Annotated in this window: 22 protein-coding genes; 5 read left to right on the top strand and 17 right to left on the bottom strand. The window is 46.6% G+C overall.

The features are described 5' to 3' along the window. Window positions 1–266: 266 nt before the first annotated feature. Together BJP58_RS21545 and BJP58_RS21540 are read right to left on the bottom strand one after the other, a co-directional pair. Window positions 267–488, bottom strand: coding sequence for a hypothetical protein (locus BJP58_RS21545; RefSeq protein WP_194540489.1), 222 nt, complete (start codon window positions 486–488; stop codon window positions 267–269). A gap of 194 nt (window positions 489–682) precedes the next feature. After that, the gene (locus BJP58_RS21540; protein ID WP_194540488.1) at window positions 683–3,469 is read right to left on the bottom strand and encodes a glycoside hydrolase family 3 C-terminal domain-containing protein; all 2,787 of its coding nucleotides are present in this window, start codon (window positions 3,467–3,469) and stop codon (window positions 683–685) included. A 248-nt stretch (window positions 3,470–3,717) separates the two neighbouring features. On the opposite strand from BJP58_RS21540, the gene BJP58_RS21535 reads away from it, so the two are divergent. The 3 genes from BJP58_RS21535 (at window position 3,718) to BJP58_RS21525 (ending at window position 5,076) form a co-directional block, all read left to right on the top strand. Then, a complete protein-coding gene (locus tag BJP58_RS21535) occupies window positions 3,718–3,894 on the top strand; it encodes a hypothetical protein (RefSeq protein ID WP_181469815.1) in 177 nt (58 codons plus the stop codon). Between the two features lie 36 nt (window positions 3,895–3,930). Then, on the top strand, window positions 3,931–4,419 hold the full coding sequence (locus tag BJP58_RS21530) for a winged helix-turn-helix transcriptional regulator (RefSeq protein ID WP_233354715.1): 489 nt from the start codon (window positions 3,931–3,933) through the stop codon (window positions 4,417–4,419). Window positions 4,420–4,527: 108 nt separating this feature from the next. Beyond that, complete coding sequence (locus BJP58_RS21525) at window positions 4,528–5,076, top strand: cysteine hydrolase family protein (protein ID WP_194540487.1); 549 nt, start codon at window positions 4,528–4,530, stop codon at window positions 5,074–5,076. A 129-nt stretch (window positions 5,077–5,205) separates the two neighbouring features. Here BJP58_RS21525 and BJP58_RS21520 read toward each other — a convergent pair whose 3' ends face one another. From BJP58_RS21520 to BJP58_RS21470, 11 genes are all read right to left on the bottom strand, one after another. Further along, the gene (locus tag BJP58_RS21520) at window positions 5,206–6,459 is read right to left on the bottom strand and encodes a mechanosensitive ion channel family protein (protein WP_194540486.1); all 1,254 of its coding nucleotides are present in this window, start codon (window positions 6,457–6,459) and stop codon (window positions 5,206–5,208) included. A 173-nt stretch (window positions 6,460–6,632) separates the two neighbouring features. Next, the gene (locus BJP58_RS21515) at window positions 6,633–7,106 is read right to left on the bottom strand and encodes a DUF5381 family protein (RefSeq protein ID WP_194540485.1); all 474 of its coding nucleotides are present in this window, start codon (window positions 7,104–7,106) and stop codon (window positions 6,633–6,635) included. 335 nt (window positions 7,107–7,441) lie between these two features. Further along, window positions 7,442–8,698, bottom strand: a complete 1,257-nt coding sequence (locus tag BJP58_RS21510; RefSeq protein WP_194540484.1) for a DUF438 domain-containing protein — start codon at window positions 8,696–8,698, stop codon at window positions 7,442–7,444. A gap of 540 nt (window positions 8,699–9,238) precedes the next feature. After that, on the bottom strand, window positions 9,239–10,594 hold the full coding sequence (locus tag BJP58_RS21505; protein WP_194540483.1) for an FAD-dependent oxidoreductase: 1,356 nt from the start codon (window positions 10,592–10,594) through the stop codon (window positions 9,239–9,241). A gap of 34 nt (window positions 10,595–10,628) precedes the next feature. Further along, the gene (locus BJP58_RS21500; RefSeq protein WP_071219263.1) at window positions 10,629–11,486 is read right to left on the bottom strand and encodes a carbohydrate ABC transporter permease; all 858 of its coding nucleotides are present in this window, start codon (window positions 11,484–11,486) and stop codon (window positions 10,629–10,631) included. Beyond that, window positions 11,476–12,423 carry a carbohydrate ABC transporter permease gene (locus BJP58_RS21495; protein WP_194540482.1) on the bottom strand — a complete coding sequence of 316 codons (948 nt, stop codon included), beginning with the start codon at window positions 12,421–12,423 and terminating at the stop codon, window positions 11,476–11,478. The genes BJP58_RS21500 and BJP58_RS21495 overlap by 11 nt, the downstream gene beginning before the upstream one ends. A 26-nt stretch (window positions 12,424–12,449) precedes the next feature. Next, window positions 12,450–13,142: a hypothetical protein gene (locus BJP58_RS21490; protein ID WP_194540481.1), complete on the bottom strand. Its 693-nt coding sequence runs from the start codon at window positions 13,140–13,142 to the stop codon at window positions 12,450–12,452. Between the two features lie 26 nt (window positions 13,143–13,168). Then, window positions 13,169–14,461 (bottom strand): ABC transporter substrate-binding protein, encoded by a 1,293-nt coding sequence (locus tag BJP58_RS21485; protein ID WP_194540480.1) that lies wholly within the window; start codon window positions 14,459–14,461, stop codon window positions 13,169–13,171. A 171-nt stretch (window positions 14,462–14,632) separates the two neighbouring features. Continuing rightward, entirely contained in the window at window positions 14,633–15,397 is a 765-nt protein-coding gene (locus tag BJP58_RS21480) for a response regulator transcription factor (RefSeq protein WP_194540479.1), read from the bottom strand. A gap of 10 nt (window positions 15,398–15,407) precedes the next feature. Next, complete coding sequence (locus BJP58_RS21475; RefSeq protein ID WP_194540478.1) at window positions 15,408–17,240, bottom strand: cache domain-containing sensor histidine kinase; 1,833 nt, start codon at window positions 17,238–17,240, stop codon at window positions 15,408–15,410. A gap of 197 nt (window positions 17,241–17,437) precedes the next feature. Next, the gene (locus tag BJP58_RS21470) at window positions 17,438–19,501 is read right to left on the bottom strand and encodes a pectate lyase family protein (RefSeq protein ID WP_194540477.1); all 2,064 of its coding nucleotides are present in this window, start codon (window positions 19,499–19,501) and stop codon (window positions 17,438–17,440) included. Window positions 19,502–20,418: 917 nt separating this feature from the next. Between BJP58_RS21470 and BJP58_RS21465 the strand changes: the two genes are divergently transcribed. Then, a complete protein-coding gene (locus tag BJP58_RS21465) occupies window positions 20,419–20,589 on the top strand; it encodes a helix-turn-helix domain-containing protein (RefSeq protein WP_233354714.1) in 171 nt (56 codons plus the stop codon). Between the two features lie 341 nt (window positions 20,590–20,930). On the opposite strand, the gene BJP58_RS21460 is transcribed toward BJP58_RS21465, so the two are convergent. Then, on the bottom strand, window positions 20,931–21,725 hold the full coding sequence (locus BJP58_RS21460) for a sensor domain-containing protein (RefSeq protein ID WP_194540476.1): 795 nt from the start codon (window positions 21,723–21,725) through the stop codon (window positions 20,931–20,933). A gap of 269 nt (window positions 21,726–21,994) precedes the next feature. On the opposite strand from BJP58_RS21460, the gene BJP58_RS21455 reads away from it, so the two are divergent. Further along, the gene (locus BJP58_RS21455; RefSeq protein ID WP_194540475.1) at window positions 21,995–22,345 is read left to right on the top strand and encodes a hypothetical protein; all 351 of its coding nucleotides are present in this window, start codon (window positions 21,995–21,997) and stop codon (window positions 22,343–22,345) included. Between the two features lie 492 nt (window positions 22,346–22,837). Here the strand turns inward: BJP58_RS21455 and BJP58_RS21450 are convergent, their stop codons facing one another. The 3 genes from BJP58_RS21450 to BJP58_RS21440 form a co-directional block, all read right to left on the bottom strand. Then, window positions 22,838–23,848 (bottom strand): AI-2E family transporter, encoded by a 1,011-nt coding sequence (locus tag BJP58_RS21450; RefSeq protein WP_194540474.1) that lies wholly within the window; start codon window positions 23,846–23,848, stop codon window positions 22,838–22,840. Between the two features lie 420 nt (window positions 23,849–24,268). After that, on the bottom strand, window positions 24,269–25,018 hold the full coding sequence (locus BJP58_RS21445; protein WP_233354713.1) for a thioesterase II family protein: 750 nt from the start codon (window positions 25,016–25,018) through the stop codon (window positions 24,269–24,271). 23 nt (window positions 25,019–25,041) lie between these two features. After that, window positions 25,042–26,115, bottom strand: a complete 1,074-nt coding sequence (locus BJP58_RS21440; RefSeq protein WP_233354712.1) for a DUF3810 domain-containing protein — start codon at window positions 26,113–26,115, stop codon at window positions 25,042–25,044. Window positions 26,116–26,153: the final 38 nt, after the last annotated feature.

The raw sequence follows: 26,153 nt of genomic DNA, 5'->3' as shown, positions 1-26,153 counted from the left end.
GAAGGAACATGTTGAACTTTGCTGTAGTAGGAACCTCAGATTGTTGAACATTGTAGACTCTAGTCACAATATATACTGAACAAATTGATGATAACACCTTAACCAACGCGCAAAAAATCCATCCTCGTACGGATGGATTTTGATTATCATGCTATTGAAAACGTAAAAAACACGTCCATATGAGAATGTGGTTTAACATAGTGGAGACAAGGGGAGTCGCTCCCCTGTCCGAAGACAACCAAGGAAATAGCACATATCTATACCCTTTAGTCGTCCAGCGGCATGCTCTCAACAGCTGTGAAGAATACGTCCAGCAGCTCTTTGTCAAACGTTTGTTTTACGTATTCCGATATTCGCGCTAGCTCTTCCTCGCCGTTATATTCCAGGCATGCACGCCCTTCACACCATAACACCATGCAATGAAATCGCTGCTTCACATGCTCAATAACATAGTCTTGTTCCACACATTCACGGATCGTTGCTGCCAAACGCTTCACACCCTCTCTTGTTTTTAAGTTCTTGCATCATCCTTATTATTCGAATTTTAAATATTTTTTCGATGACATTCGTCACATTATATTGGATATCAGCAACGTGCAATTGGTGTATTCATATTGTTAAGGAGGAAAAAGGGGCGTCCGAAAGATCTTAGATCCATCGGATACCCCCTGTGTTTCTGGATTTACACCCGCTTAAATTCAATCCAGTCGATCTGCAAGCCGGGCTTGACGAAATCCAGCTTCATCTCATAATAACCTGCTTCCAGTTCCACTTTAACCAGCTTCTGTTTGATCCATCTGCCGTCGGTACCATTCGTTTGAATCGTGATCACCGGTTGACCGTTCAACGTGACGTTGCACGCGCTTTGGGCTAGTTCGGTTTCCGGAGACATAATGCACACAATAATTCGGTACTCGCCGGAATCTTCCACCTTCACATAAGTCGGCCCCGCTGCAGCCGGCTTTACTTGTGTGCTCTCCGATAAGGTTTGGGCATGTTCCGATGCGAGAGAAGGAGCCGCTTTAAAAGCACCGACGGCTTCCTCGATCACCTGTTTTCTTGAAAATACCGGTGCATGCATCAGGAATCGGCAAATGTTCATAGCGCTGCGCTGCAGCTCTCCACGGGTCAGCGTACCATTTGCCAAAGATGCCAAAGTATTGTCTTCCCATGCATTGATTTCCGCACCGTAGTTCATAACCACCATGTACAGATCATTTTGGGCGCGGACCATCCAGTTCGTGTTTTTGCGATCGGCAGGGCCTCCGTTCACCACATCGTTCATAATGGCCCACCAGTCGGTCATCACGATGCCATGGAATCCCCACTCTCCACGCAGAATCGTGGTATTCAAATCATAATTGGAAGCCGCCCAGTGTCCATTGATCGGATTATATGAGGTCATGATCGAGTTCGCTCCGCCCTGCTTCACCGCGATTTCAAAACCTTTCAGGTAAATCTCCCGAAGGGCGCGTTCAGACACAACAGCGTCGACTTTACTGCGATGCTTCTCTTGGTTGTTGCAGGCAAAATGCTTCAGGGTGGCATTGGAGCCGCCCTTCATAATCCCGCGCGTGCATGCCGCAGCAAACGCGCCTGAGATCAGCGGATCTTCCGAGAAATATTCAAAATTGCGTCCGTTCAGTGGGCTGCGCCGAATGTTCAGACCCGGTCCAAGTAAAGTATCGATGTTGTAGCTGAGTAACTCCTGGCCTTCCATCACATAGAGCTCTTCGACTAGCTCGGTGTTCCATGTAGCCGCAAGCAAGGTGCCAATGGCCACCTGCGTTGCTTGCTGCCCGCTGTCCATCCGAATCCCGGACGGTCCATCCGCCGTACAAGCCACCGGAATTCCGTAGTCGAGCAAGCTGTCGCTCACGCCGCCAAAAGCTGAGGCCGTTCCTGCTGTTACCAGCGGACTGCTCATGCCTTCTCCTCTGACGATCACCGCCAGATCTTGATCGCTTAATTGAGCAATAAAAGCTTCCATGCTGACCTTTCCCTCATACACATCCCTTAAGGTATAACCTCGATTACCTGTTTGCTCCAAGGTAAGCGGCAGGTTTTGATGAATGCGTTCCTCCATGGAAACCTTCCGCTGCGGCACCTCTTCAAAAGTGAGTTCATAGGAGCCGTCTTCCTTTCGAGCGCCCGGCTTCATACGTGTGAAGTTCTCCGTTGGCGCCATGGCTTCTTGCAGCTGCTCCACGACTTGCAGCGCTTGTACAACGTAACCATCTTGGCCATCCAAACCGATGGGCTCCACATTTCTCACGCTGGTTCCCACATACAAACGGTATGTTCCAGCCTCTAATACATAAGCGGAAAGCACCCCCGTCACACCTGCATCATCATAGGAAGCCATGATATGAACCGGGAAGCTGATCGTAAGCTGCTGCGAATCGCCCGGTCCAAGCTCCTGCGTCTTCCCGAATGCCGCCAACACCTTGGCAGGCTGACCCAGCACGCCTTGCGGCACTTCGTAATAAACTTGAACAACCTCTTTGCCTGTATAGGTGGTCCCGATATTTTTTACGTTCACACCGATCTCAATATATTGTGTTCCCTCTTTGACCGTTAACTTGGCTTCTTGCGGCTCGATTTCGAACTGCGTATACGACAACCCGAAACCGAATTCATACTGGACAGCAGCGGGTCGAAACGTTTCGAAAAAACGGTAACCCACATAAATGTCTTCTTGATAAACATTCTTTAGTTCATTTCCATAATTACGAGTCGATGGATAATCCTCGATCGAGTAAGCAATCGTGTCGGTTAATTTGCCGCTTGGCGTCACCTCGCCAACCAATACGTCCGCAATGGCGTTGCCGCCTTCCATGCCACCGTGCCAAGCATAGATCACAGCGGAAATCGGGTGTGCATAACTATCATCACGCATCCAGCTCATATCGATAATGTTGGACACATTCAGCACCACAATCGTTTGCTCAAAGTGTGTTGTCACCTGCTGCAGCATGGCTATTTCTTCGGACGTTAACTGGTAACTGCCCGGCTCATTGGCATTGTCCTGGTCTTCACCGGCTGTTCGTCCGATGACAACAATCGCCTTGTCGGATGCCTGTCTTGCTGCGGATACCAGCTCATCGGTCAAAGGCATTTCCTTCTGATGCCACGGCTCGGCCGCCCAGCCGCCTCCGCCATTATCGAAAGGGTTCTGTTCAATCCACTGTTCATAAACAGCTGCCAAATCTTCATTAACAGTGATGTTCTTCTTATCCCGAAGACCGCCGAGCAGATTTGTTGTATGGGATACATGAACGCTCCCGCCTGACCCCGTACCGCTGCGGTAATAATTAATCTGCGTTCTGCCAAAAACGGAAACGGTTTCGTGTGGTTGAAGGGGAAGAACTTGTCCTTCATTCTTTAACAGTACGGCACCTTCGGCGGCGACCTTTCGGCTGAACTCCGCAAAGCCTTCCAAAGGAACTCCCAGTCTCTGTGTACTCAATATATTCCCTCCTGTTTGTTTTCTCCATAGATCCAATCAATATGAAGAAAGGTATGTAAATGCCCAGCTGATTCCAATATCAGGTGTAAGGCATCTTCTACTATCATAGTAACAAATTCTGTATAGGAGTATATAAAAAAAGTCTTCTGGAGATTTTGCTTGTTAAGACGACCTACGAATAGCCCTTCCTAAGCCAGCACATAATAAACTTCATAACCGAAAAAAAGTAAACAAGGAGGTGCTTTCCATTGAGTACGAACCAACCGGACAAGAACCTGATCAACACGGTGGAACAACTGGCAGAAACACCTGTAAACAGCCAAGAGGCCCAGCAACAGCAACAAGCCCGCAACGATCGCCGGAAACAAGCGCTGCATAACAGCGATGACAAATACAAAGAAAATGAATCCAAGAACTATCATTAGGAGCGTCGGTGACAAACCTTACTGATCTCCTTTTCAATGAGAAAACGTAAAAAGGCGACCCGTAGCGGTCGCTTTTCTTATGGTATTACATGCTACTTTTTTTATGTTCAAGTGTCACGATTTTATTACATTTGTTATGATGGCATAGAGGTGAGTTCGATGATAATTCGAGAGAGATGTACCTGCCCATTAGAGATTGCTCATGACATTATAAAAGGCAAATGGAAAACCATGATCATATATCAATTGAAAAATGGGAACACGTCCTTAGCCCAACTGGAGCGAGATATTGATCAGATCACCCAAAAGATGTTGCTACAGCATTTAAGAGAACTTATATCCTGCGGGATCGTTGATAAAATCAAAACGGAAGGGTATCCGCTACACGTAGAATACTATCTTACGGAACGCGGGAGGAAGCTGTTAGAGGCGGTACTGATTATGCAAGAGATCGGCATTGAATATATGGTGGAACGGGGTCAAACCGAGCTTCTCGACCGCAAAGGCATCAGTTATAAGTTATGAAATCATGATCACCATACCCACAAAAAAGTGGGTAATTCACCGTTCACGGGTCCGAAATTATAATACTTGTAGAAATTGATTTTACTACGAGTAAAGGAGCCATGAACCATGAATACAGCGTTACTATTAGTAGACATTCAGAATGATTATTTTCCAGGAGGTAGAAATGAATTATTCAATCCCGATCAAGCGTTAACCCATGCTCAAGAAGCATTGTCGCTATTCCGGGAGAAGAATTTGCCTATTGTCCACGTTCAGTGTATTCTTCTGGAGTATAACGCTACATTTTTCCTCCCCGAAACCGAAGGGATCAACATTCATGAAGGCATAAAACCCCAATCCGACGAACAAGTCATCGTTAAGCACACGCCAGACAGCTTTTTTCAAACGGAACTGCAAGAATATCTCGAATCCATTAAAGTCACGCGGTTGGTCATTGGCGGCATGATGAGCCACATCTGTATCGATTCGACCGTGAGAACGGCAAGTCGCCTGGGCTATGAAGTCCTATTGCTCAGTGATGCGTGCACCACCCGAGATGTAGTATGGAATGATACGGTAATTCCTGCAAAAACCGTCCATGATACATTTATGGCATCGCTACAAGATACCTTTGCTCAAGTAGTCGACACGAGCAGACTTTACGACTTGATCTGACTTTCATTACATAAACTAAAACAACAGACGCTTAAGGGCCTGCCTCATATTAAAAAAGTACCCATGGTCCGAACACTTTAAAAGGTGCGGGCTATGGGTACCTGTTTGTAAATAATTTCGTAAGCCGATCTAATATCCTCGCGAATATTCCGGGCTTTCTTTAAGATGGACGATATCATGACCGGTTGGATTCTGGAAGGCACGAAGCCCGAAGGTTGGCGCAACCGCAAAGATATGATCAAAGATATCCGCTTGAATCGATTCATACACTCCCCAGTTGGTGTCATTGCTGAAAGCGTAGATTTCCAATGGAAGTCCGTTATCTCCCGGCGCTAATTGTCTGACAATCAGCGTCATATCCTTATGGATTTTCGGATGGTTCCGCAGATATTGATGGATATATTCCCTGAATACGCCTACATTCGTAAGCTGCCTGCCGTTCACTTTGCTTTCCGTATTAATCTCGTGTTCGATGTTGTAGGCGTTAATTTCATTTACTCTTGTCGTGACGTAATCGGTAAGGTAGTGAATCTTCTGAAATTCCTCAATCATTTCCCTGGTGCAAAAGCAGATGCTGCTCGTATCGACATAGAAGCTTCGCTTAATTCTTCTGCCTCCGGATACTTGCATGCCTCTCCAATTCTTGAACGAGTCCGAGATGAGGGCGTAGCTTGGAATCATCGTGATCGTTTTATCAAAATTCATTACTTTTACCGTATTCAATGTAATATCGATGACGTCACCGTCCGCATGATATTTCGGCATTTCAATCCAGTCGCCGACGCGCACCATATCATTCGATGATAATTGAACGCCTGCCACCAGACCCAATATGGAATCCTTGAAAACCAACATCAGAACAGCCGATATAGCACCAAGCCCGCTGAGAATGATCAAAGGATTCTGCCCGATGAGGTTGGAGATGACCACGATGCCGCCGATGATGAAGAGAACGATTTTCACCACCTGAATGTATCCCTTAATCGGTCTGATCTTGGAAACCTCAAACGAACGATAAATGTCATCAAACGCATTAAGCAGTGCATTCAACACCGTGATGGCGACGATAATCATGTACGTTGCTGCAGCTTTTTCAATCAAAACTTGATAAGCCGGAAAGATGGACGCCGAAAAATAAATAATGATTGCCGGCACGAGATGCGACAGCTTGTGGAACACTTTTTTCTCAACGATAATATTGTCCCACGTATACCGATTGTTGTTGACGATATGAACAATCGTCTTCAGCACGATTTTTTTGGCTATGAAATTAGCCAGCACGGAGATCACCGCGATAAATACAACCATGATCATATTCGAGAGATATCCAATGGTTTGTTCGCTCATGCCATATCCGTCTAGTTGATTTTTGATAAAGTCCATTGTTTCCTCCTGACGCAGTTTAAGATTAGCCTATTATTATAGAGGAGATTCTAGTACTACGCAAAGTTCAAGATAAGACATCGCTGGGTTGATTTGGAAGATGCTTGGTAAGTCTGTAAGGAAAACGAAAAAGAACACCGATTCGGTGCTCTTTTTGTCTGATTCGATCCGATCTATTTCGTTTCCTTTCCGTTACGGCTGACCAGCCCCCGCAGGCGCTTCATGACAGACTGAATTTCAGTATCGGTTAACAAATAATACGTGTTCACTGTCCAGGTCTCTCTGTTTTTCAAATGAAAAATCAGCACAGGAAATTTCGGAAGCAGCCACTCCCGAATGGAGGGGCCGCTGTAGCTGATGCTTGTAATCTCCGTCCAGGCTACGGTCCGCGTACCATCTGAAATGGAATTTTGATCGTAGGTGATGAGCTGCGTGTCTGATTTCAGTGCCTTTGGCAAGCTGACAACCAAATATCCTCCAAAAAACGGAATCCCTATTATGGCTGATGTGATACAAAAGAACTTACGAATAAAGGAAGTATCCATAAAAAAAGCCGCATACAGCAGAAACAGGCAGGTCAGCACAAACAGTAAACTGCCAAGTGTTTTGCCCCATGCCACGGATTTCCGATAAGATATCTCGTTCATGAATTAACGCCTTTCTGAAATTATTTGAATAGTCCGCGAATCCAGCGAACTCTATTTTTGACCACTTTAGCTGCGCCCTCACCGATAAAGGCTCCAATCGTACAACGGCGCGATGAATGTACCAAGAAACCGTCTCGTTTTGGTTTATGGTTGGATGGTACCTCCATTTTATCAAAGAGCGGTTTCTTTATGTTTGACTAAATGAAAAAAGGGGCCGTGTCTCCGTCATTTACAATGACATTTGGGACAGCCCCTTTAGTATGTATGATGGCGAAGCGTGGCTGCTCGAAACCACAATTCGCCGGATCGCGTTAGTCAGGATGTCCTCTATAAACTTACGGAGAGAGTATCCGTTTTTGACCGGTGAGCTCCTGAATCGGTTTAATGTTTTGAGTGAATTCCAGCGTGCCTAAATAGTTCCCTTCTTCATCCCTTACGGCAAAATAGCGAATGTAGACAAACTTATCTTTAACCGGGATCCAGAAATCTTCTGCATCTTTGACACCTGCTTTGAAATCAGCTAGGAGCTGATTGACGACGTGAACGCTTTGCGGAGGATGGCAGTTCTGAACACTTCGGCCGATCACCGCTTTAGTACGAACGAAGATTCGTTCTTTGCCCTGGGAAAAATATCGAACGATATCATGTTCATCGATAAAGGTTAGGTCGACCGGTAAATGATTTAAAATCGATTCCATCTGTTTGACCGATAAAATGCCTGTACTCATTCGGATATATCCCTCTTGCAGCGGAGAAGACGCCAATCCCTGATCTGCGCCAGGCTCAGCTGCTCTTTCAGGATTCCATTGTTGATCAGGCGCAATTAAGCAATAACCGACCTCTTCGCTTTGGGCAGCAATTTGAAGCCATTCATCCTCCGTCAACTTTTCCAGAGCCATAGGTAATAAGATATGTTCCTCTTTATAGATCATTTCTGTAACTTCGTTTAAGACGCGTCTGGCCAGATCCACTACGATCTCGGCATGCCCATCAAAATGAGTAAGTTTGGATTTCACTTCTTTTATGCCCATTCGGATACCGTCATCTACTGCCCACATCACCTTGGTCGGTCCATAAATTCCGTATTTCTCAAGAAAAGGAAACAGCAAATTTTCTTTGCGGCTGTAGTGTTTGTCTACATCATAGAGGAGACTGAAATCCTCCAGCAATTTGAGGCGATTTGCCTCTCCTTGATCCTTAAGAAACTGATCCAGATGCAGTGCGATTTTGAAGTTTGCCAGTCGATCGATTTCTTGGTTCTCCATCTTAAAGGTAAACACAGGATGTCCAGGCTGCTCTTCAGGCTTATGGGCTCTGTGAATGTCTTGGATGGAACCTTTAAATACCGCAGCATGCACGCTGCACAGTCGCTGTACTTCGGTTACCGGGATTCCTTCCTCCTGCATCAGCACTTGCTCCAGCTCCGATATTTCATCAACCGATATTTCGCCTACAGCTTGGTTGAATTTTGACTTTACTTCCTCCACGCTTTTTCCATGGTGAAGCTCTTTAATGATTTCCTTGAGCAAATGTAGCCGGGCAGTTCGATGAGCAGAAATTCCTTCCTCACGGTTATTAATTAATTCACTCATGTTCATCACCTCTGTTTTGATTCATTATATAAAGATAAAGTTCTATTCTGTTTACTTCTCTAAACTAGCATTCTCATGCACCGTGACTTGTGATTAAAAGCACATAGGGAATGAAGATTCATTGAACATAGAAAAGGTGATACGTCATCTTCGAAAAATCTTTATCCGCTTGACGGAATGGCCGCACGACTGAACGAAGCCCGCTCAGCCATATATACGTAACAACCCTTGTTTCCGAATTGCTACGGGGACCGTAAACAAAAAGCGACCGGTTACGGTCGCTTCATTATTGTATGTATAGAAGGGGGTCGAACCCTATAGTAAAAAATCCGTAACACTCTTTTACCAAGGCTCCACCAACCCGAACACAGGCTATTCGTACTTCTGAATCAGCAATACACTTTTGAATTTCTTCGTCTGAATCAACAAGGAAACCTACAAACGAGCTTTAAGGAGATGCAAAAAAGCAGTCCGCCTCAAACACACTACAAAAATACGGAGCCGCCCCAAGTTATACCGGAGCGGCTAGCCCGCGTCTCTTCACACAATCGCCCCTTGGGCGTACAGCATCTCCCTGAGCTGCGATGCATCGACTTCCGCCGCGGTGATTCCCATCTTGCAGGCCAGGGCCGCCGCCGTGCCCGCCGCTTCTCCCGTAGCCATGCAGCTTGGCGTCAAGCGCGTGGTCGCCAGTGCTTCATGCGTGGTGGAAATGCAGCGCCCTGCCGCGAGCAGATTTACTGGTCCTCGGGCCACCAGGCAGCGGTATGGAATACTGTAGGAACCGTCATTCTCGATGGTAGCCTCCATGATCCCTTTGCCTGACGGATCATGCAAGTCAACCGGATAACCGCTCCTCGCAATGCCGTCTTCAAAATGTCGTCCCGTCACCACGTCCTCCATCGTTAACCGATACAGACCGTCGATTCGGCGCGACTCCCTAATTCCGATCTGGGGGGCAACCGAGGAAATGGAGGCCTCGGCAAATCCAGGCACCCGCGATTTCAAAAATTCCGCCATCATCAGCACCTGTTTGCGCCCTTCCTCCTCCGCCAAAGTCAGTTCCTCGACGTCGGTCGCGCTTAAGCCTTGTACCCGCGTACAGTTAATCAGCACCTCATCCTTCTCCGGCCCGATAAACAGCAGAACCTGATCGCGGTTGATCGGGACCTCGGCAGCCTTCCACTCCTTATAAAAGCCGGAAACCCCCGTGAGCGGAATACGCTCATTCTCTAGTTCGGCAAACGGCGTCTTGTGATAAAAATTGTCGGGATCAGCAAGCATCGCCTTCCGAATCGCCTCCACGTCAACACCCCGCATCCGGAATTTCATCGTCATCGGCTGCGACAGCCCGTCGCTTTCGCGCCCCTGAAGCGTCGGTGCTCCCGCCAGATAAGCGACGTCCGCATCCCCGGACGCATCGACGAACATCTTCCCGTCAACCTTGATTCGCCCCGATTTTCCAGTAAGGGTCACGGACTGGATGTATTCGCCTTCACGTCCGACTTCGTCAACGAAGCTGTGCGAGACGAGCTTCACCCCCGCTTCGCGCAGCATATCGACGGCAAGCACCTTATATATCTCTGGATGGTACGGCGTCAGCGTATTCACGAAACCGACGGTATCGCGAAGATGGCCGGGCGAGCCCCCTCGCTCCATCAGGCGCTCCACAATTTCCTGTGCCATACCGCCGATGACCCGTTCCCCTTGCTGTGTATGAAACGTCATCCAAGGATAAACTCCGGCAGCCGTAGACATCCCGCCGACAAACCCGTACCGTTCAATCAAGATGACGCTTGCCCCCTGCCTGCCGGCGGCAATGGCGGCGGCAATGCCCGCCGGCCCCGCACCTATAACTACCACGTCCGCCTCCATGATCCGTGTCCTGCTGTCCATCTCTTTTTACTCCTCCTTTTAAGCGTTATTTACGCTATTCCTTGAGACCCGTCATGGATACCCCTTCGACAAACTGCTTCTGCGCAAAGAAAAACACAATGAGCAGTGGTAATGTCGCCATAACCGAAGCGCTCATCAGCAGATGCCACGATGTCCCCGACTCGTCGGTAAACAGCGATAATCCCAGCGGCAAAGTCATCAGCTTACGGTCATTAATAAAGATCAGCGGATCAAAAAAATCGTTCCAGCTCGTCAAAAACGTGAAAATGATCAGCGTGGCAATTGCAGGTTTTGCTAACGGCATCATGATTGTGGAATAAATCCGCAGCCTCGAGCAGCCGTCAATCATCGCCGCCTCCTCCAGCTCCTTCGGAATCCCCAGAAAAAATTGCCGCATCACAAACACCCCGAACACACCGCCTGCGCCGAATATAGGCAAAATAATCAGCGGTAAATGCGTATTGATCCAACCCAGCTCACGCATAAACAGAAACATCGGAATGGCAATGACCTCATTCGGAATCATCATCGTGCTCAGCAGCAGCAGAAACACCAGGCTTCTCCCCCAAAAAGGAATTCGTGCGAAGGAATACCCCGCCATGGAAGAGAAAAGCACAGTGCCCACGGTAACCAGAAGGGCGATATAGACGCTGTTGCCATAAAATAGATGGAACGGGATCGTCTCCAGCACTTCCGCATAATTCGCCCATCGTATCGGCGACGGAATCAGCTGCGGCGGAAAAACAAACACATCAGCCGGCTGTTTGAGCGAAGTCGAGACCATCCACACGAACGGGGTCATCATGACCACCGAAACGGCAAGCAGCAGCAGATAATGGAACAGGTTCCCGCCTGCCGGGTTACCCCTTTTAGCAAATAGACTAGCTTTCATTCAGAACCCACCTTTTTCTCATCTGCCATTGTGCCAGCGTAAGCAGCAGGGTGATGACAAACAGCACATAAGCCAGCGCAGAAGCATATCCGAACTCGAACAGCTTAAAGGCTCGTTCCCAAATGTTGTAGACGAGCACCTTCGTGCTTCCAGAAGGCCCCCCTTGTGTCATCACGTAAATTTGTCCGAACACCTTCAACGAACCGATAATGGTCATCATCAGGGTTAAAAAAATCGTCGGCGTGATCATGGGTACGGTAATTCGGAAAAAAATCCGCATTCTCCCCGCGCCATCGATTCTGGCCGCCTCGTAGAGCTGCGCCGGAACCTGCTGCAGCGCCGCAATGAACAAAACCATATTCAAACCGACATTTTTCAGAAGACTGGTCACGATAACAACGGGCATGGCAAGCCGGGTATCGTACAGCCAGGCCGGTCCGGTAATGCCGATCATGCGCAGCAGCTGGTTAATGAACCCGGAGTCCGTGGCAAACATATACTTCCAGACAATCGACCAGACCACCAGCGAGGTCATGACCGGAATAAAGATCAATGTCCGGAAAAAGCCGGCTCCGCGGATATTTTTTGATAACGGGATTGCAAGCAGCAATGCCAAAGTAATGTTCAGCGGAACAAGTCCGACGGCAAAATAAAGCGTATTGCCCAGCACGCGCCAAAATTCCGCGTCCCCCGCAATCGTTCGGTAATTCTCAAATCCGATGAGCTTGGCCTCACCCAGCAGCGGCCAATCAGTAAAACTCATATAAAGCGCCATAATGAGCGGGACAAGCAGCAGCAGAATGAACCCCAGCACCATCGGCAGCACAAACAGCCAGCCCGCCAAATGGTCTCCGCGGTTTAAAGGCCTGGTCTTCCTTGCCTTCCTTCGAAATGAACGGCCGGGCCCTTCAGATTTTATCGTTTCAAGTGTGGTCATGTCGCTTTCCTCCTTGTGGGGCACCTCTACAGACGATCGATGGCATTCCGTAAAGCGGCAACCTCCTTGCGGATGCCTTCCGCTTCATTGCCCGTGACCACCGCTCCGACCAACAGCACCTTAACGCCGCTGTCGGCCAAGGCCGGGATATCCTCCGGCCCGATTTTACGCTGTGTTGGCACAATGACCGGCAAACCGCCGTGTGCCGCAAGCCAGCGGTAATGAAGCAGATCGGCAAGGGTAAGCCTGGTACCATATTCATGGCCGGGAACGATGGAAGCCTCAAGCGCGCTGATGCCGAAGGTCCGGCCTCCTTGCACGATGTCCCGGTCGAACTCGCTATCGATCGCAAACGTTCTTGCCAATCCCGGGGCCTGCAGCAGAAAAGCAGGATGATGAAAGGCATAAATCGAGTAGAAATCGACGCCAAGTTCAGGGAGCCGGATAATTTCCTCCGCGTTTACCTCTTCCACCGAGCCTCCGGGCACAATTCCAAGGGGGCCGCTAAAGCGGGAGCGAATGTCCTTGAAAATGTCGGCATAGCTACCCAGCGTGCCGAAGCGATTGCCGCTGGCCCGGTGCCCTACGTTGATATGAACTTTCAAACCGTCGGCGCCCGAAGCCAAGGCTGCCTCTGCAAGCTTGATGTCATTGGCCGGGAGGCTGACGAACAGCTGCAGCCCCGGCGCTTCGTTTAATGCTTTATCCAAACGATTCATGCCCGTTCCTCCTAATGTAGCTTCCACTATTTGCTCAGCAGAGCATCCACCTTGCTTTTTACCTCGTCCTGAATTTGCTGCGGTTCACCCCGCCCGGCAAATAACTCGTCAAAGCCTGTCAAAATCTCCGTGTCAATGTTTTGCCAGCGGATATGTCCCGGCTGCACAACTGCTTTAGGCATTTCATCGATGACCGCCTGCTTGATGTGCCCGGCATCCGGATTGCCCTCCACGCTCAGGAACTCATCCGAGTTCAACACCGATTGGCGCGGCGGCACGAAGAAGGCCGACGTTTTTTGGACACCCTCTTTGCCGGCAAGGAATTTCAACAGTTCCTTGGCTTCCTCCGGATGTTTTCCCTCTTTAAATAGCACGTAACCCGCCTGACCCATCATTGGAACGCTGCCTTTCGAGCCCGATGGCATTGGCGCAATGCTCCATTTGAAATTTTGGATTTCCCTGGCTTTGGATACAAAGCTATAGTTGTCGAAAATCATGCCGATTTGCCCGGATTCAAAATTAACCTGCTCTCCCGCCTTCGGGTGCGAGCCTTCTGTAAACATCATGCGCTTCAGCATGTCCAAAGTTTCAACCCCGTATTGATCATTCCAAGTGTATTCCGTCATCTCTGGATTAAATGGTCCGCTCCCGTTTGACCAAGAATACGAAGCAAGAATAATCCAAGTCTTCCAGTCACGGAAAAAGTTAGCTCCGTAAACGTTCGGTGAAGAAGCGCTCGTCTTGATCGTTTTTGCGGCTTCTTCGAACTTTTCCCACGTCCATTCTCCTTTTTCCGCAAGCTCATTTGGCGTACTTAAGCCCGCTTGCTTGAACAAATCTTCGTTGTAGAACACCACGCTGGGCGGAGTGGAAAACGGCAGTCCGTATAGCTTGTCGTCCTGGCGAAACAGTTCAAGCGTCGAAGGTATAATGTCATCGATGTCAAAAGCTTCATCCTGAACAATATCCGTGACATCGGCCAGAATGTCGTTGGCCATAAATTGCGGTACCATCCGCTCTGATACCCAGGCAATGTCGGGCAGCTCCTGGCCTGCCGCCAGCACAGACATTTTTTGCTGATAGTCCGCAAACGGGATCGTGTCAATTTGCACCTCAATATTCGGATGCTCCTGCGTGAAAGCGTCGGTCAGCCCTTTGTACAGCTCAAGCTGCGCCGGGTTTCCCCAGGTCGCAAATTTGAGCAGCACCTTCTCGCCACTGGCTTCACCTGGCGTATTATTCGGCTGTTCTTTTCCGGCGCAGCCAATGAGCCCCACACCAAGTGTTAATGCCAACAAACCGGTCAACCATTTTTTCATATACCGCTTCCCCCTCTGTATTGTTCAAGTTAAGGTTGTGATGAGGTTAATTATATTTACATATGGTCATATAAAAAATCACTAAACGTTCAGAAAAGGTACGATTTTTTTAGTTTTTTTCTGTTCTTGTCCACAAAAAAAGAACTACATAACATAATTTGTTATGTAGTGTTACACACCGTATTCCTCCCGGTAGGTTCCCGGCGTTATTCCGATATGCTGTTTAAATACCAGCATAAAATGCTTAGGACTTTGATATCCTGATAAACGGGCGATGTCGTAAACCTTCAGGTTCGTCGTCTCAAGCAGCTTGCAGGCTCGCCGGATGCGCGTTTCGGCGATATAATCGGACAAATTGCCGCCCCCTTCCTGCTTAAAGAGCTGGCTTAGATAGGAGGGATTTAAATGCACCATTTCCGCTAACGTCTGCAGACGCAAATCACCGTCGGGGTTTTCAGCGATATACGCCTTCAGCTTCCGGATCATCCTGCGCCCCTCGCTGGATGGCGGCCCCCCGTCCGCCTCGCTATGCGACTCAGCCCCATCCGCATATCGATTTGAAGAATTCAAGGTTAGCCGAATCTTGTCCAAAGCAACCGTAAAATCCTTACGGTCTATGGGCTTCAGCAGGTAATCGGCGATCCCGAACTGCAGCGCTTTTTTAGCATATACAAAATCTCCATAGCCGCTGATAATGACAATCGGCATCCCATGGCCCGCGGTCCGCAGCTTTTCAACCATCTGAAGTCCGTCCATCTCCCGCATACGAATATCCGTAATGAGCACATCCACCACATTGCGTTCCAGATAAGTCAGCGCTTCCTTGCCGTGAGCGGCTTCGTATACGACCTCAAAATCAGGAGCCACACGGCCGATCAGATCGCGGATGCCTTTACGGATAATGTCCTCATCCTCCACCAACATGAGTTTGATCATTGATGACCTCCTACTTTTCTTGTTTCGCGAACGGCAGCGTCACGGTAAAGGCCGCACCTTGTCCCAAGCTTCCATCGATTTCGAAGTCACAGTCCCCGCCGTAAATCAACCGCAAACGCTGTTTAATATTTTTCAGCGCCACTCCATGACCGCGTAATGGCATCGCCGGCGTATTTGCTGCCACATCATCCCCGGCCTCTTCCAATGAAGCTTGCAAAGCCGCCAATTCATCCTCCGACAAGCCCCGCCCGTCATCCCGAATGGTCAACAGCACCTCATCCTCAAAACGCGCCACCGTAACGTATACCGTTCCCCCTTGCTCGCGGTCTCCAATCCCGTGCATAATCGCATTCTCAATGAGCGGCTGGAGCAGCAGCTTCGGGACCAAACAATCTTCCAACCCTTCTTCGATATCGAACATAGCCTGCAGCCTGGAACCATGGCGCATTTTTTGGATGCGAATATAGGACTCCGCCGTCTCAAGCTCCTCGCCAAGCCGGATGAGGCTTCGGTCCTGCTCCACTGCGCTGCGGATCAGTCGTCCCAAAGCCGTGGCCATTTCTGAGACGTCCTCATTATTGCGCTGCCGGGCAAGCATGCTGATCGACTCCAATGTATTATATATAAAATGGGGTTGGATCTGGCTTTGCAGTGCGGCTAGCTCCGCCTCTCTTTCCCTCATGCCGAGCACGTACACTTCATGGACGAGGCGGTCGATTTCCTCTACCATCCGGTTGAAGCCGGAACCGAGCCGACCGATTTCATCCTCAGTTACCGGCACGCTCTGTTTGAAATCGCCGAGCTCCACAAGTCGCATTTTTCGTACCAGCGTCCCGAGAGGCTTGGTCAGCCGATAAGAGAAGAAGATGGCTAAGGCCCCGGCCATAACGAGACATACCAGGCCGGCTAGGAGGGTAAAGTTGCGAAGTTCCTTGGTCTCCACAAGCAGGGTCGCCACCGGAATATAGCTGACGATATGGATATCGGAATATCGGGAATAGTTGGAGACTACCAAATACTTGCTGCCCTCCATATGCAGAATCTGGCTGGCCGTCTCCGAATGCCCTGAAAGCTCGAGGATCCGGTCCGAAAGCAGCTTGGACGCCTCCGTATCCCCATCTGCGGTCGCCGTGTAGAAAAGCTCTTCCCGGCTATTTTGCACGACGATGCCGCCGTTCTCTTCCAGCCTGACATTTTCGACAAGCTGTTTGAACAAGGTCTGCTTCAAATCGATTTTGACTAATCCGAGCGTCCGGTTGGTATTGGGCTCACGGATCAGCCTGGCTACGGAAAAATAGCTTTGATTGCCGTCCAGATAGTAAGAAGGCCGATGCGGCGGAAGCAGCACCCAGGCCCCTCTCGCTTCCACCACGCCAGGGTACCAGGGCTGTCGCTCCACGTCCGTATATGCAGCGATCGCACTAGGAGCCAGGCTCGAGAAGGTGTAACCGCTTCCGGCAAAAATCTGGATACTGTCAATCTCTGGCCTGTCGAAGGTCATGCTGGCGATATAAAGCTGCATTTTGGAGCGTTCTTCCACCGTAGGCTGCTGATGCAGACTATCCTCCTCCCTGTACTTGCGCAAGATGGACAATACCCCCGAATCATATAAAGGCATCAAGCTCAATCTCTGCATCTCCATCAGGGTCCTGTCCAAATTCCGGTTGATCTGGTCCACCAATTGAGCAGTATAATCGGAGGTTCTTCGTTCAACGGAGTTGGAAAAATCCACGTAAGTAGCCACGCCCTGCAGACTGAGCGGAATCGAAATGAGCAGCAGGAAGATCAGCAAAATTTTAGCACGAAGACTCCAGGACTTAAGCGGTTTGAACCTGAAAGACACGCTGGCCACCCCCTTCCGCCCGTCCCGTTTATTTTCACTTCATTGTACAGGAACATGGTGGGGATGACTACGGGATACGAATACAGTCAGCATGGAAATTAGACCGGACACTGAGAAAATTATAATTAAGAAGTCTTAAAAAGGAAAAATAAAAGCGACCGAATCACGGTCGCTCCACTTTTTAACCGAAGACTGTTCTACTCCAACTCCATATAAAAGAGATTCGTCGTATTATCTTTTGTAATCGTATGCGCCCCTGGAGCAAGTGACACACTAACAATACCATTCGTCATTGTATAACTCGTTCCATCAATCTTGATCTTGGTTCCGTCTGCCGAATTAAACACTAATGTTAATGTAGCGGTTTCCGTAGAGGTAAAGGTAATACGGGTTGAACTCTCGATTTTCAAACATTGGGTTAGCGTTAAGCCGTTATACACCACTGTTCCCTTGGTTGTGGAGAGATTCCCTACAATATTAAAGAAATCGTTTTCCGCTCCGGACGTTGTGAAGTTGTGAACTTGTTCTCCGGTGGACGGCTCTGGTTCTGGTTCTGGTTCCGGCTCCGCCCCGGTTGAATTCCCGCCTACGGATACAAGTTGAGTGGTGTAGCTGCTTATTTTAGCCATAAGAGCTGTATTGAGGGCATAGGATGTGTCGTCAACGGCATCATTGAATTCCCAGGTGAAGTCCCCGTTATTCAGGCGTCCGGCTTGTGCGGTAACGATCTGTTCCACATCGCTCACGTTATCAATGTCGACGCGGTTTACTCCCGTATCGACGGTTGTATCGAAGTTATTATAAGCCGTTCCTCCCACGAATGCTTTGTATGAGCTTGGTACGGTTTCACTTCTTGACGAAGCCAAGAATGCATCGAATGAGGTTGCATTTGCCGGAGTTGTTCCGGTATCGGAATTCGCATAAATTAGACTGTCCGCATCTACGATCCTATTGTTATAGGCCTTAATCACGCCTCCGTCTTCGCCCGAAAATGTCCCTGCCCCTAGAGCATCCGTACCTTGCAAGGAGCTCAACATCGGGTATTTGGCATGTCTAAAGTAATTGGATTCCACAAAGGCCGAAGCTCCCGTTGTCACACCGACCCCATATTTTGAGACTCCGTCATAGAAGTTATTATAGATGTGAACCGATGCCAATCGGATGCGTGGATGCCGCGAGTCCGAGTGATCAAACCAGTTATGGTGGAAGGTGACAAAGAATTCCTCCGATTCACTCAAACCGACCAAAGCCGCTTTTCCCGAATCCCAGTAGTGATTGTAGGAGATGGTAATATAGGTCGATCCTTTTTTCAGATCCGTTGAACCATCACCCTTGGCCTGGTCGGCATCTCCTCCTGCGGTTCCATAAAAAAGATCGTTATTATGCACCCACACGTTGACGTTTCCTGTATCCATGGAAATCCCGTCGTCAGGGAACAACATGAGTCCCAGGTTTCTTACTTCCACATCCCCGACATATCTAAGGAGCAATCCCCATCCATAAGCATAAGCGTCGTCTCCGATCCCTTCGATCGTCATATTCATTTCCGAATATTCGTTTTTGCCTTTTACTTGAAGGTAGCCGCTGCTATTCAGTTGTCCGCTCATGTCGTCATCTGTAACTTTTCCAATAAATCGAATGGCAAGAGGGGTTGTATCATATCCTTTTTGTCTTAGCGTCAAAATCTCGCCGATCCCCACGCCCGTTTGAACCCCGCCTGAGCTATCGATTTTCACATCAAGGGTGACGGTTCGTGCCGTTTCGGAGGTCACATAAATAACTTGTGCACCATCCTTAAGTGTTCCGTCATCATTGTAGGCACCCGAGCCTGTCTGGTATGGCGAGTCTGAGGAAAAAGCAAACCCCGATCGATCATGCGGCGCTACGGACAGGTTATTCGAAACGGCACTTACCGTCGAACCGTCACTCAGCCTGGCTTCAACCCTCATTACATAATTTCCTGCAGCTAAGCCTACGGCGTCCGCTCTCCAATAGGAAGGGTATTGTCGAATCAGCTCATTATCAATTTGTTGATAGCTGGAATCCGGGGCGCCTGCTTGTTTAACATATACATTGTATCCCTCCGCATTACTTAGGGGTGACCATTCTATATACGCCGTTTCATTCCAACCCCCACCACCGATGATCGAAAGACCGGCAGCATGGACCGTACTCTTATTCACCCATCCTCCCGCTATGAGAGATAGCGCCAGAGAAAACAACAACACCATGCCGGTCACCTTTGCAACGCTGTTCTTCATTTCATCTCCTCCTTTTTTTGTTCACTTGCACTTTTGTAATCGTTTTCAATAAATTGGAACTTTCTTATCATCCCCCTCGCTTATGGACCATGTCTGTCAAAACAATGTCATTGTTTAAAATCAACAAATTTTGAAATTCCACCCACAGCTTATCAGCTGCTAAAGAAGTTCCGAAACAATCATTTTCTCACACCCGGTGCATTTCACGATAATCTGAGTTAATGATTATTCGTCAGGGAAATGACACCTACTCTTGGACAACATCCTTGTTGGCATCGTCGTGAACGGCTGAAATCTGCAGATACAAGGCGCAGATTGGGCTATATTTCAGCCTTCTCCGGACGCAAACGAAAAAAGCGCCCGGTTAAGGTCGCTTTGGAGAGAGCTTCTAAAAGCTCTCTATGGGCAGGCTGCATCGAATAGATTTTATGGAGGCGAACCGTGTAGCTTGGCAGGATGTACGGCATACCGCATTAAAGCTTACCCGTTATGTAACGGCGTAAGCTTTTTGTATTACTCTGTTATTCAGTTCGGCAGCGATTAGCAGCGTACAGATTCCCTCATTATGATACCGCCATCCAGTATTGTTAAAGTCCATCGATTTGCGTTATTTGAGGACACTGGTTCCGCTATTTCCTTGTTTTTACCGATTTCGCAGCAATATGCGGACAAGAGATCCGCTATTGCGGGATTTATCGCGGATTAATCCGTGTTTATGGTACAATAGCGGATCCTATGTCCGCGTGAACTCCATAATGGGCCGATTCCCGTAAAATAACGGATCCTCTGTCCTCATGATCTTCTTAATGGGCGAATTTTAGCATATAGCAGGGCCTCTGCTGCCCACATAAGCACGGGAAAGGGCCGTTTCCTGTAAATAACGGATCCTATGTCCTCACGACCTTCTTAATCAACTGGTGAACAAGCTGCGCGTCGAGCGGGCCGAAGAGATGCTCCGCCGCAATCCCGATGTGAAGCTGGCGGATTTGTCCTATCAACTGGGCTTCTCGGACAGCAAATATTTTTCCAAGGTATTCAAGAAAATTACGGGAAGGCCGCCAAGCCAAAGCGTCGAGTCCGAAATGTAGAAAGTGTCACCTCGATCTATGGACCTATGGAGCACCCCTTTTTACTTAAACCGGACACCGTGATCACCTGAGCACGAACGATGGGTAAAGAAACATTTATTCCATTCAACATAAATAGGCAAAAGAACCTTCAACCGACGGGTTCACTTGCCTTTTCAAAAATAAAGAAAACCCGCTGTTGTGAGCGGGTTCTGTGTATGGAGGCGAACCACGGCTGTGTAAAACCACAATACACCGCCGAGTATTCCATTCGTTACCTTTCATACTTGTCTATCCAATTCGATTGTTGAAGCAATGTAGACGATACGGACCAAGTAGTAGATTTTCAAAAAAGAAGAGCTCTAAAGCTCTCTATGGGCTGGCTGCATCATCCCTTGAGCGGGGTGATCCTCTGGGTAGTCGTAATATTGCGACTGAACAGACGCATGTATTGGTGCTTCCATTGGCGGCACTGACGGCTGCTGATAGGGTTCATCCACATACATGATCTTACGCTGAATTTGCATGAGCCCATTCACGATACGCAGCGCGACCCAGAACAGGATAAGGCCAACGCCTACGTACAGCAGATATTGCTGATTATAAGTCCAATCGATATGAAAATAACTAAATACGCTATTCTCCAAAATATCAAGCTGCAGTTCATTCATCAAAATGATATGGACGACGGGAAGAGCAATTAATCCGAGTCCCAGTGAAATCGCCGTCACCATAATAACAAAGAATACGATGCCAGTAACAAATCTTAGTAATACGAGGAGCAGATTTCGAATAAATAACCCTCCGTCAAAACCTCTCACCATTCGTTTCAACCAATTCTGCCCAGATTCAGACTGTTGATTGTAGGTATACGAAGCAGAAGGAGCAGGTAAACCTAAAATTTGTCTAATCATGCTTTGTTCAAAATTGACAATCCCATTCAACAGCTTGGCTACTCCAAAAAACAGCGGTATTCCGATAAATATTGGAGTCAAACCGATGGATAGTGTTAGTCCCGTTATCGCTACTGTAAAATAAATAATCCCTAACGGGAGAGATAGCAAGAAATAGAGGATCGTTGCATAGGTTTTTGGATTAAAAAGCACCCAATTCACCTTGCCTGCCCGCGCCATTCCAGTCGCTTCTGTTGCCTTCATATTCAAACACCCCTTATAGCTTCATAAGTCACGCTCCGAGTTATAAGTCCATTATATCCGCCTTATTTGGCTGACATAACCGTCTTAGGGGGTATCTGAACCTAGACTTTAGACTAGGGACTGACCTGGCTCTGATGAACTTATTGAAGTAAAGTCAACGCAATGAGCCTCCATGTATTTCCTTTTATTATTCCATAATCTGTGTTTTATTAAATATAGAATGAAGCTATCCTATTCACGTTTACTACCTAACTGAAGGAGATCTCTACATGAAACAGCCATTAAGTATCATCCCAGACCAATGGAAAAGAACTGGGATTGTCACGATCGGCGGCCTACTTATAGGAGCAGGATTTGCCGATTGCCTGATTGCCATGAATTCAATCGATTTAAATCAAATCGCTAGAGGGTTAACGATCTTTAGTGCAGGTCTGACCATCTTAGTCGTCATGGATAACTCTAAAACACAAAAGGAGACCGAGAAAATCCAAAAAGAAACACAACTTCGAATGGAAAAAATAGAAGATAAGCTGAACGCCCTTCATCAATCCCAACAAATAACGAATTCACAGTTTCTTGAAATCAAAGAGCTGATGCACCAATCCAATTCGGAGATCTAATACACAATACTTTGTTTCGGTACAACTTGAGTCAATGAACGCGCCTGAGCAGGCTTTAAAAAGCACCATCAGTATTATCAAAGGCCCTCCAGGCACGGGGAAAACCCAGACCAGACGATCTTAAAACATTCTTGCGAAAGTTTTTTGCCAATCTGCCACCTGAAGTGTGGAGGGAATTTAGAGTAAAGATATCTTATGGGGAGCTGTATGAAACCTTCAGTAAGAGAAGCCGCCATTTCCAGCCCTTGGACTTGTCGATCCTCTCCTCATTGTGTTTAGGACTAAAATATACAGTTAGCGTACAAAAAACAACATATGGTACGCTTATGCGTATAATCGAAATCTCAAAGAGAGGAAGCGGATTATTGCCCCCATCTTTTTATCTTGTGTTATGAATGTAACATCGAAGCCATAAGGTCTTACTTATCCATCTAAGTTTAACTTTTCTTATTTGTTTTTAGGGCTGATGGCTACAATTGTCTACTCAAATATTTAGGATAACGCGTTGCTTTGATCGACTTCCAAAATATCGAGCAGGAACATAAAGATCGGAATCCCGATAATAAGCCCCCAAATCCCCATGAAGTGCTGAGAGAAAATAAGAACAATAAAGGTGTAGAACATCGGCAGCTTCGTTTTGTGAGCATACAGCTTCGGATTTAAGAAGTATGTCTCTACTGCATGGATAAGTAAAATCATGACAATCGCCCAAATGACAGTTGAGATACCGCCAATCTGGTAACCGATAATACTGATCGGAATGAAGGAAATCACAACACCGACAACCGGCACAAGGCTTAGTAAAAATACCATAATCGTTAGAGCGAACAAGTAAGGGTAGCCCATAATCCACAACCCGATAGTCGTTAAAATCGTATTGACTAAGGCAATCATCAGTTGAACCTCGATCACTTTACCGAAGGAAGAGGTGAATTTTTGGCCAAAATATTTAAACTCATTGTAAGCCCAGCTTATCTTGCTTTTGCTCAACTTATCTGTAAAGTCATTGACTGTTTTCTTCTGGATTAAGTAGAAGTAACTCAATACAATAACAAAAATGATAACCTCGGCCCATTTGCCTATCTTCAGAATATAATTTAATGCCTGGCTTCCGTATTGCTCTAATTCCAGCTTACCGAGCGCGGAGGAGACAAGCTCAGCGATTTCATCCGACTGAGGTGTATTCACGAATCTGATAATGGAAAAATATAAATCGGAAATTTGACTAATGAGCTTCGGAACATAATTGACAATTCCGTATACAAGCCCAAATATTAAAACCGCATACAATATCGTATTCACGACAATAGGCGATATAGGAAACAGCTTCGATATTTTCTTCGTAATAAAGTGCTCTAGGCGTCCCATGACGAAGGTAACAAGAAACAGCAATAACAGCAGATTGAGCATACCTCTTAAGCTGTACAGCAATAAAATAACAAGTAAGAGGAACAGAATCCTTCTTACTACATTGTTAGAAAAAAACTCCCGCAAAAAATTCATTCGCTTCCCTCATTTAATTATATTTAGTTACCTAAAGATTCACGGATGTGCCTGGAGAGTCACAATACGAAAGACGTGACTTCCGACCGCTGTTGACGGCATAACATGACTTCAGTTCAACTTAGACAGTTCAATTATATATGAAATGGTTACCATTCGAAAATTCTCCTCGACAGCTTAATAACGAATAAGTAAAACACACACACTTTTTACCGCTGTAATAAGCAAAAAGCGACCATATTGGTCGCTTCAGATTGTCGATAAACCCTGTACTTTTTCAAAGGCACAGGGTTTATCGCATTTGAGTTCATTCAAAAAATAGAATTTAAGGAGGAGATTACCCCCGTTTTTCCAGGCGATCCAGGTGGATCGCCTGGAAAAGAGGAGAACCCCCCTCTTTTTTGGGTTTCAAGTACAATATCAGTAAACTTTGCGCTCATTACTACAATAAATATTTTGAGTCTCTGTATCTTTAACAATAGTATTTACAATATCATTAGGATACCGATTCAAAAAAAAGTGTTCTCCTTTAAATTCATGAAATTTCACATTCCCTTCAACAACTTCGCTCCATTTATGAATTTCTTTGATATGAGTCGAAAAATCATTATCCGCATAAAAAACGCTTATTCCACAACTTATTTTTTCTGCTTTGGGCTGAAACTTATAATTGTCCAAAATTATAAAATCTGCTCGCAAAATCGGAAGAAACATATCCATAATCTCTTGGGTATAAAACTCCTCTGGTATGCCCCCATATTGTTCTACCTTTAGCAAGAAAGTTTCATTCGTCATATTTTCAATGTCTTCTCTCTCTTCAAAAATATGTGGAGCATTTCGCCCAGAAAAAAACAGATGCCTTGGTTCCTTAGCTCCCATTTGCTTAAGTTTATAATATATCTCATAAGTCAATAAGGCTCCCATACTGTGTCCAAATATAACATATTCATCGTCATATTCTAATTGTTCAATGATTCTTTTGGCGATATCTTCACTTGCTTCACCAACAGACTGGTAGCAAGGCTCTCTGAATCGAGTTCCTCTCCCAGCCAATTCACTCATAAACAATTCATATCTATCCGGCAGTAGTTTTTTCCATTCATAATATACATTTACCGATGCTCCAGCATATGGAATGGGAAATACTTTTATTTTGTTTATTTCACTCACTCCTAATAGTATCTATACTTTATTTAATTATACTTCTCTATCCCTCGCTGCTCTGCCAGCAACAAATTTACCATACCACTATAGCTATTCAAACCGTCTGTCTGATTATTCGCCTTCAGATATACGTCATTTACATTTCTTGAAATACTTGAAATAACACCCTCATACTTATCCCGGTACTGCTCATTTTGTTCTATATCATGCTGCACCGCCTTGGACAGACTGGACATTATATCAGACGCCTTATCTGGATCAACCTTTTTTAGCTCAGATATAGAATAATCAAATGCTAGGAATAAACCACTGTATAGTATCATTGAATCATCCTGCTGTTTACATGCCAGATAAGCTATAAAATTTGCCTCATCCTCATGCATGAAACCACTCTGATGTGCCAATTCATGCGCCATAGTAGCAGGCACCAAGAAAACTGGCACATTAACATTGATATTGGATTCATAAGTAAAAGGGACAAAAATACCATGTATCCCTGCGTGCGACATTAGTTTTGACATCGCCACTGGTTTTGGTCTTGAATATGAATGCTCCAAAATAGGATATTTCTTTGATAACATTTGCATCGAGAACACTGCGTGTTGTGCATAATAATCAAAAACCTCTGGTACATGAGCCAAAAGATCAGTATCCGCTAACTTTTCCCTTGCCAATTCCATTTCAACGGCAAGCGACTTAGTCAATTTGACCAGTTCCTCTTTGCTGTAGTTCTCCTCTTTATATTCGGTATGAGACAAAAAAGAATATCTGTGATAGTTTATTCCACCCAAAATAGTATAACAAAAATATATTACGCTACAGATCGTAACGATTCCTAGAGTACCACGATAAACTACCATCTTACGTACACCTTTACTCATGATAACCTTGCGCACATAATAAACGATATAAAATAGAAAAAGTAACACAACCAACACTACGAGCCATTCACTAACAGAAAATTTGACCCAAGAAGGTACAAATCCTACTGTTTTTGACAATAACGGATAGACAGACTTACTATATTTTTCCGCCCAATCCTGATGGTTCTGCGCGTATTTTGTCAGTATATAAGCTATAACTCCAAGTGAGATCCACGGCAATCTCTTAAGTAAAAGCTTTTTTATAATGTACTCCTCCT

The organism is Paenibacillus sp. JZ16 (assembly GCF_015326965.1).
Lineage (GTDB): Bacteria > Bacillota > Bacilli > Paenibacillales > Paenibacillaceae > Paenibacillus_AQ.
This window is presented reverse-complemented; position numbering and strand designations above follow the sequence as displayed.

Coding starts and splice junctions, on each gene's coding strand:
- BJP58_RS21520 (WP_194540486.1), bottom strand. CDS start 6,459: ATGGACTTTATCAAAAATCAACTAGACGGATATGGCATGAGCGAACAA.
- BJP58_RS21530 (WP_233354715.1), top strand. CDS start 3,931: ATGAGAAAACGTAAAAAGGCGACCCGTAGCGGTCGCTTTTCTTATGGT.
- BJP58_RS21455 (WP_194540475.1), top strand. CDS start 21,995: ATGAAACAGCCATTAAGTATCATCCCAGACCAATGGAAAAGAACTGGG.
- BJP58_RS21450 (WP_194540474.1), bottom strand. CDS start 23,848: ATGAATTTTTTGCGGGAGTTTTTTTCTAACAATGTAGTAAGAAGGATT.
- BJP58_RS21485 (WP_194540480.1), bottom strand. CDS start 14,461: ATGAAAAAATGGTTGACCGGTTTGTTGGCATTAACACTTGGTGTGGGG.
- BJP58_RS21495 (WP_194540482.1), bottom strand. CDS start 12,423: ATGACCACACTTGAAACGATAAAATCTGAAGGGCCCGGCCGTTCATTT.
- BJP58_RS21480 (WP_194540479.1), bottom strand. CDS start 15,397: ATGATCAAACTCATGTTGGTGGAGGATGAGGACATTATCCGTAAAGGC.
- BJP58_RS21525 (WP_194540487.1), top strand. CDS start 4,528: ATGAATACAGCGTTACTATTAGTAGACATTCAGAATGATTATTTTCCA.
- BJP58_RS21505 (WP_194540483.1), bottom strand. CDS start 10,594: ATGGACAGCAGGACACGGATCATGGAGGCGGACGTGGTAGTTATAGGT.
- BJP58_RS21460 (WP_194540476.1), bottom strand. CDS start 21,725: ATGAAGGCAACAGAAGCGACTGGAATGGCGCGGGCAGGCAAGGTGAAT.
- BJP58_RS21470 (WP_194540477.1), bottom strand. CDS start 19,501: ATGAAGAACAGCGTTGCAAAGGTGACCGGCATGGTGTTGTTGTTTTCT.
- BJP58_RS21515 (WP_194540485.1), bottom strand. CDS start 7,106: ATGAACGAGATATCTTATCGGAAATCCGTGGCATGGGGCAAAACACTT.
- BJP58_RS21510 (WP_194540484.1), bottom strand. CDS start 8,698: ATGAGTGAATTAATTAATAACCGTGAGGAAGGAATTTCTGCTCATCGA.
- BJP58_RS21490 (WP_194540481.1), bottom strand. CDS start 13,142: ATGAATCGTTTGGATAAAGCATTAAACGAAGCGCCGGGGCTGCAGCTG.
- BJP58_RS21500 (WP_071219263.1), bottom strand. CDS start 11,486: ATGAAAGCTAGTCTATTTGCTAAAAGGGGTAACCCGGCAGGCGGGAAC.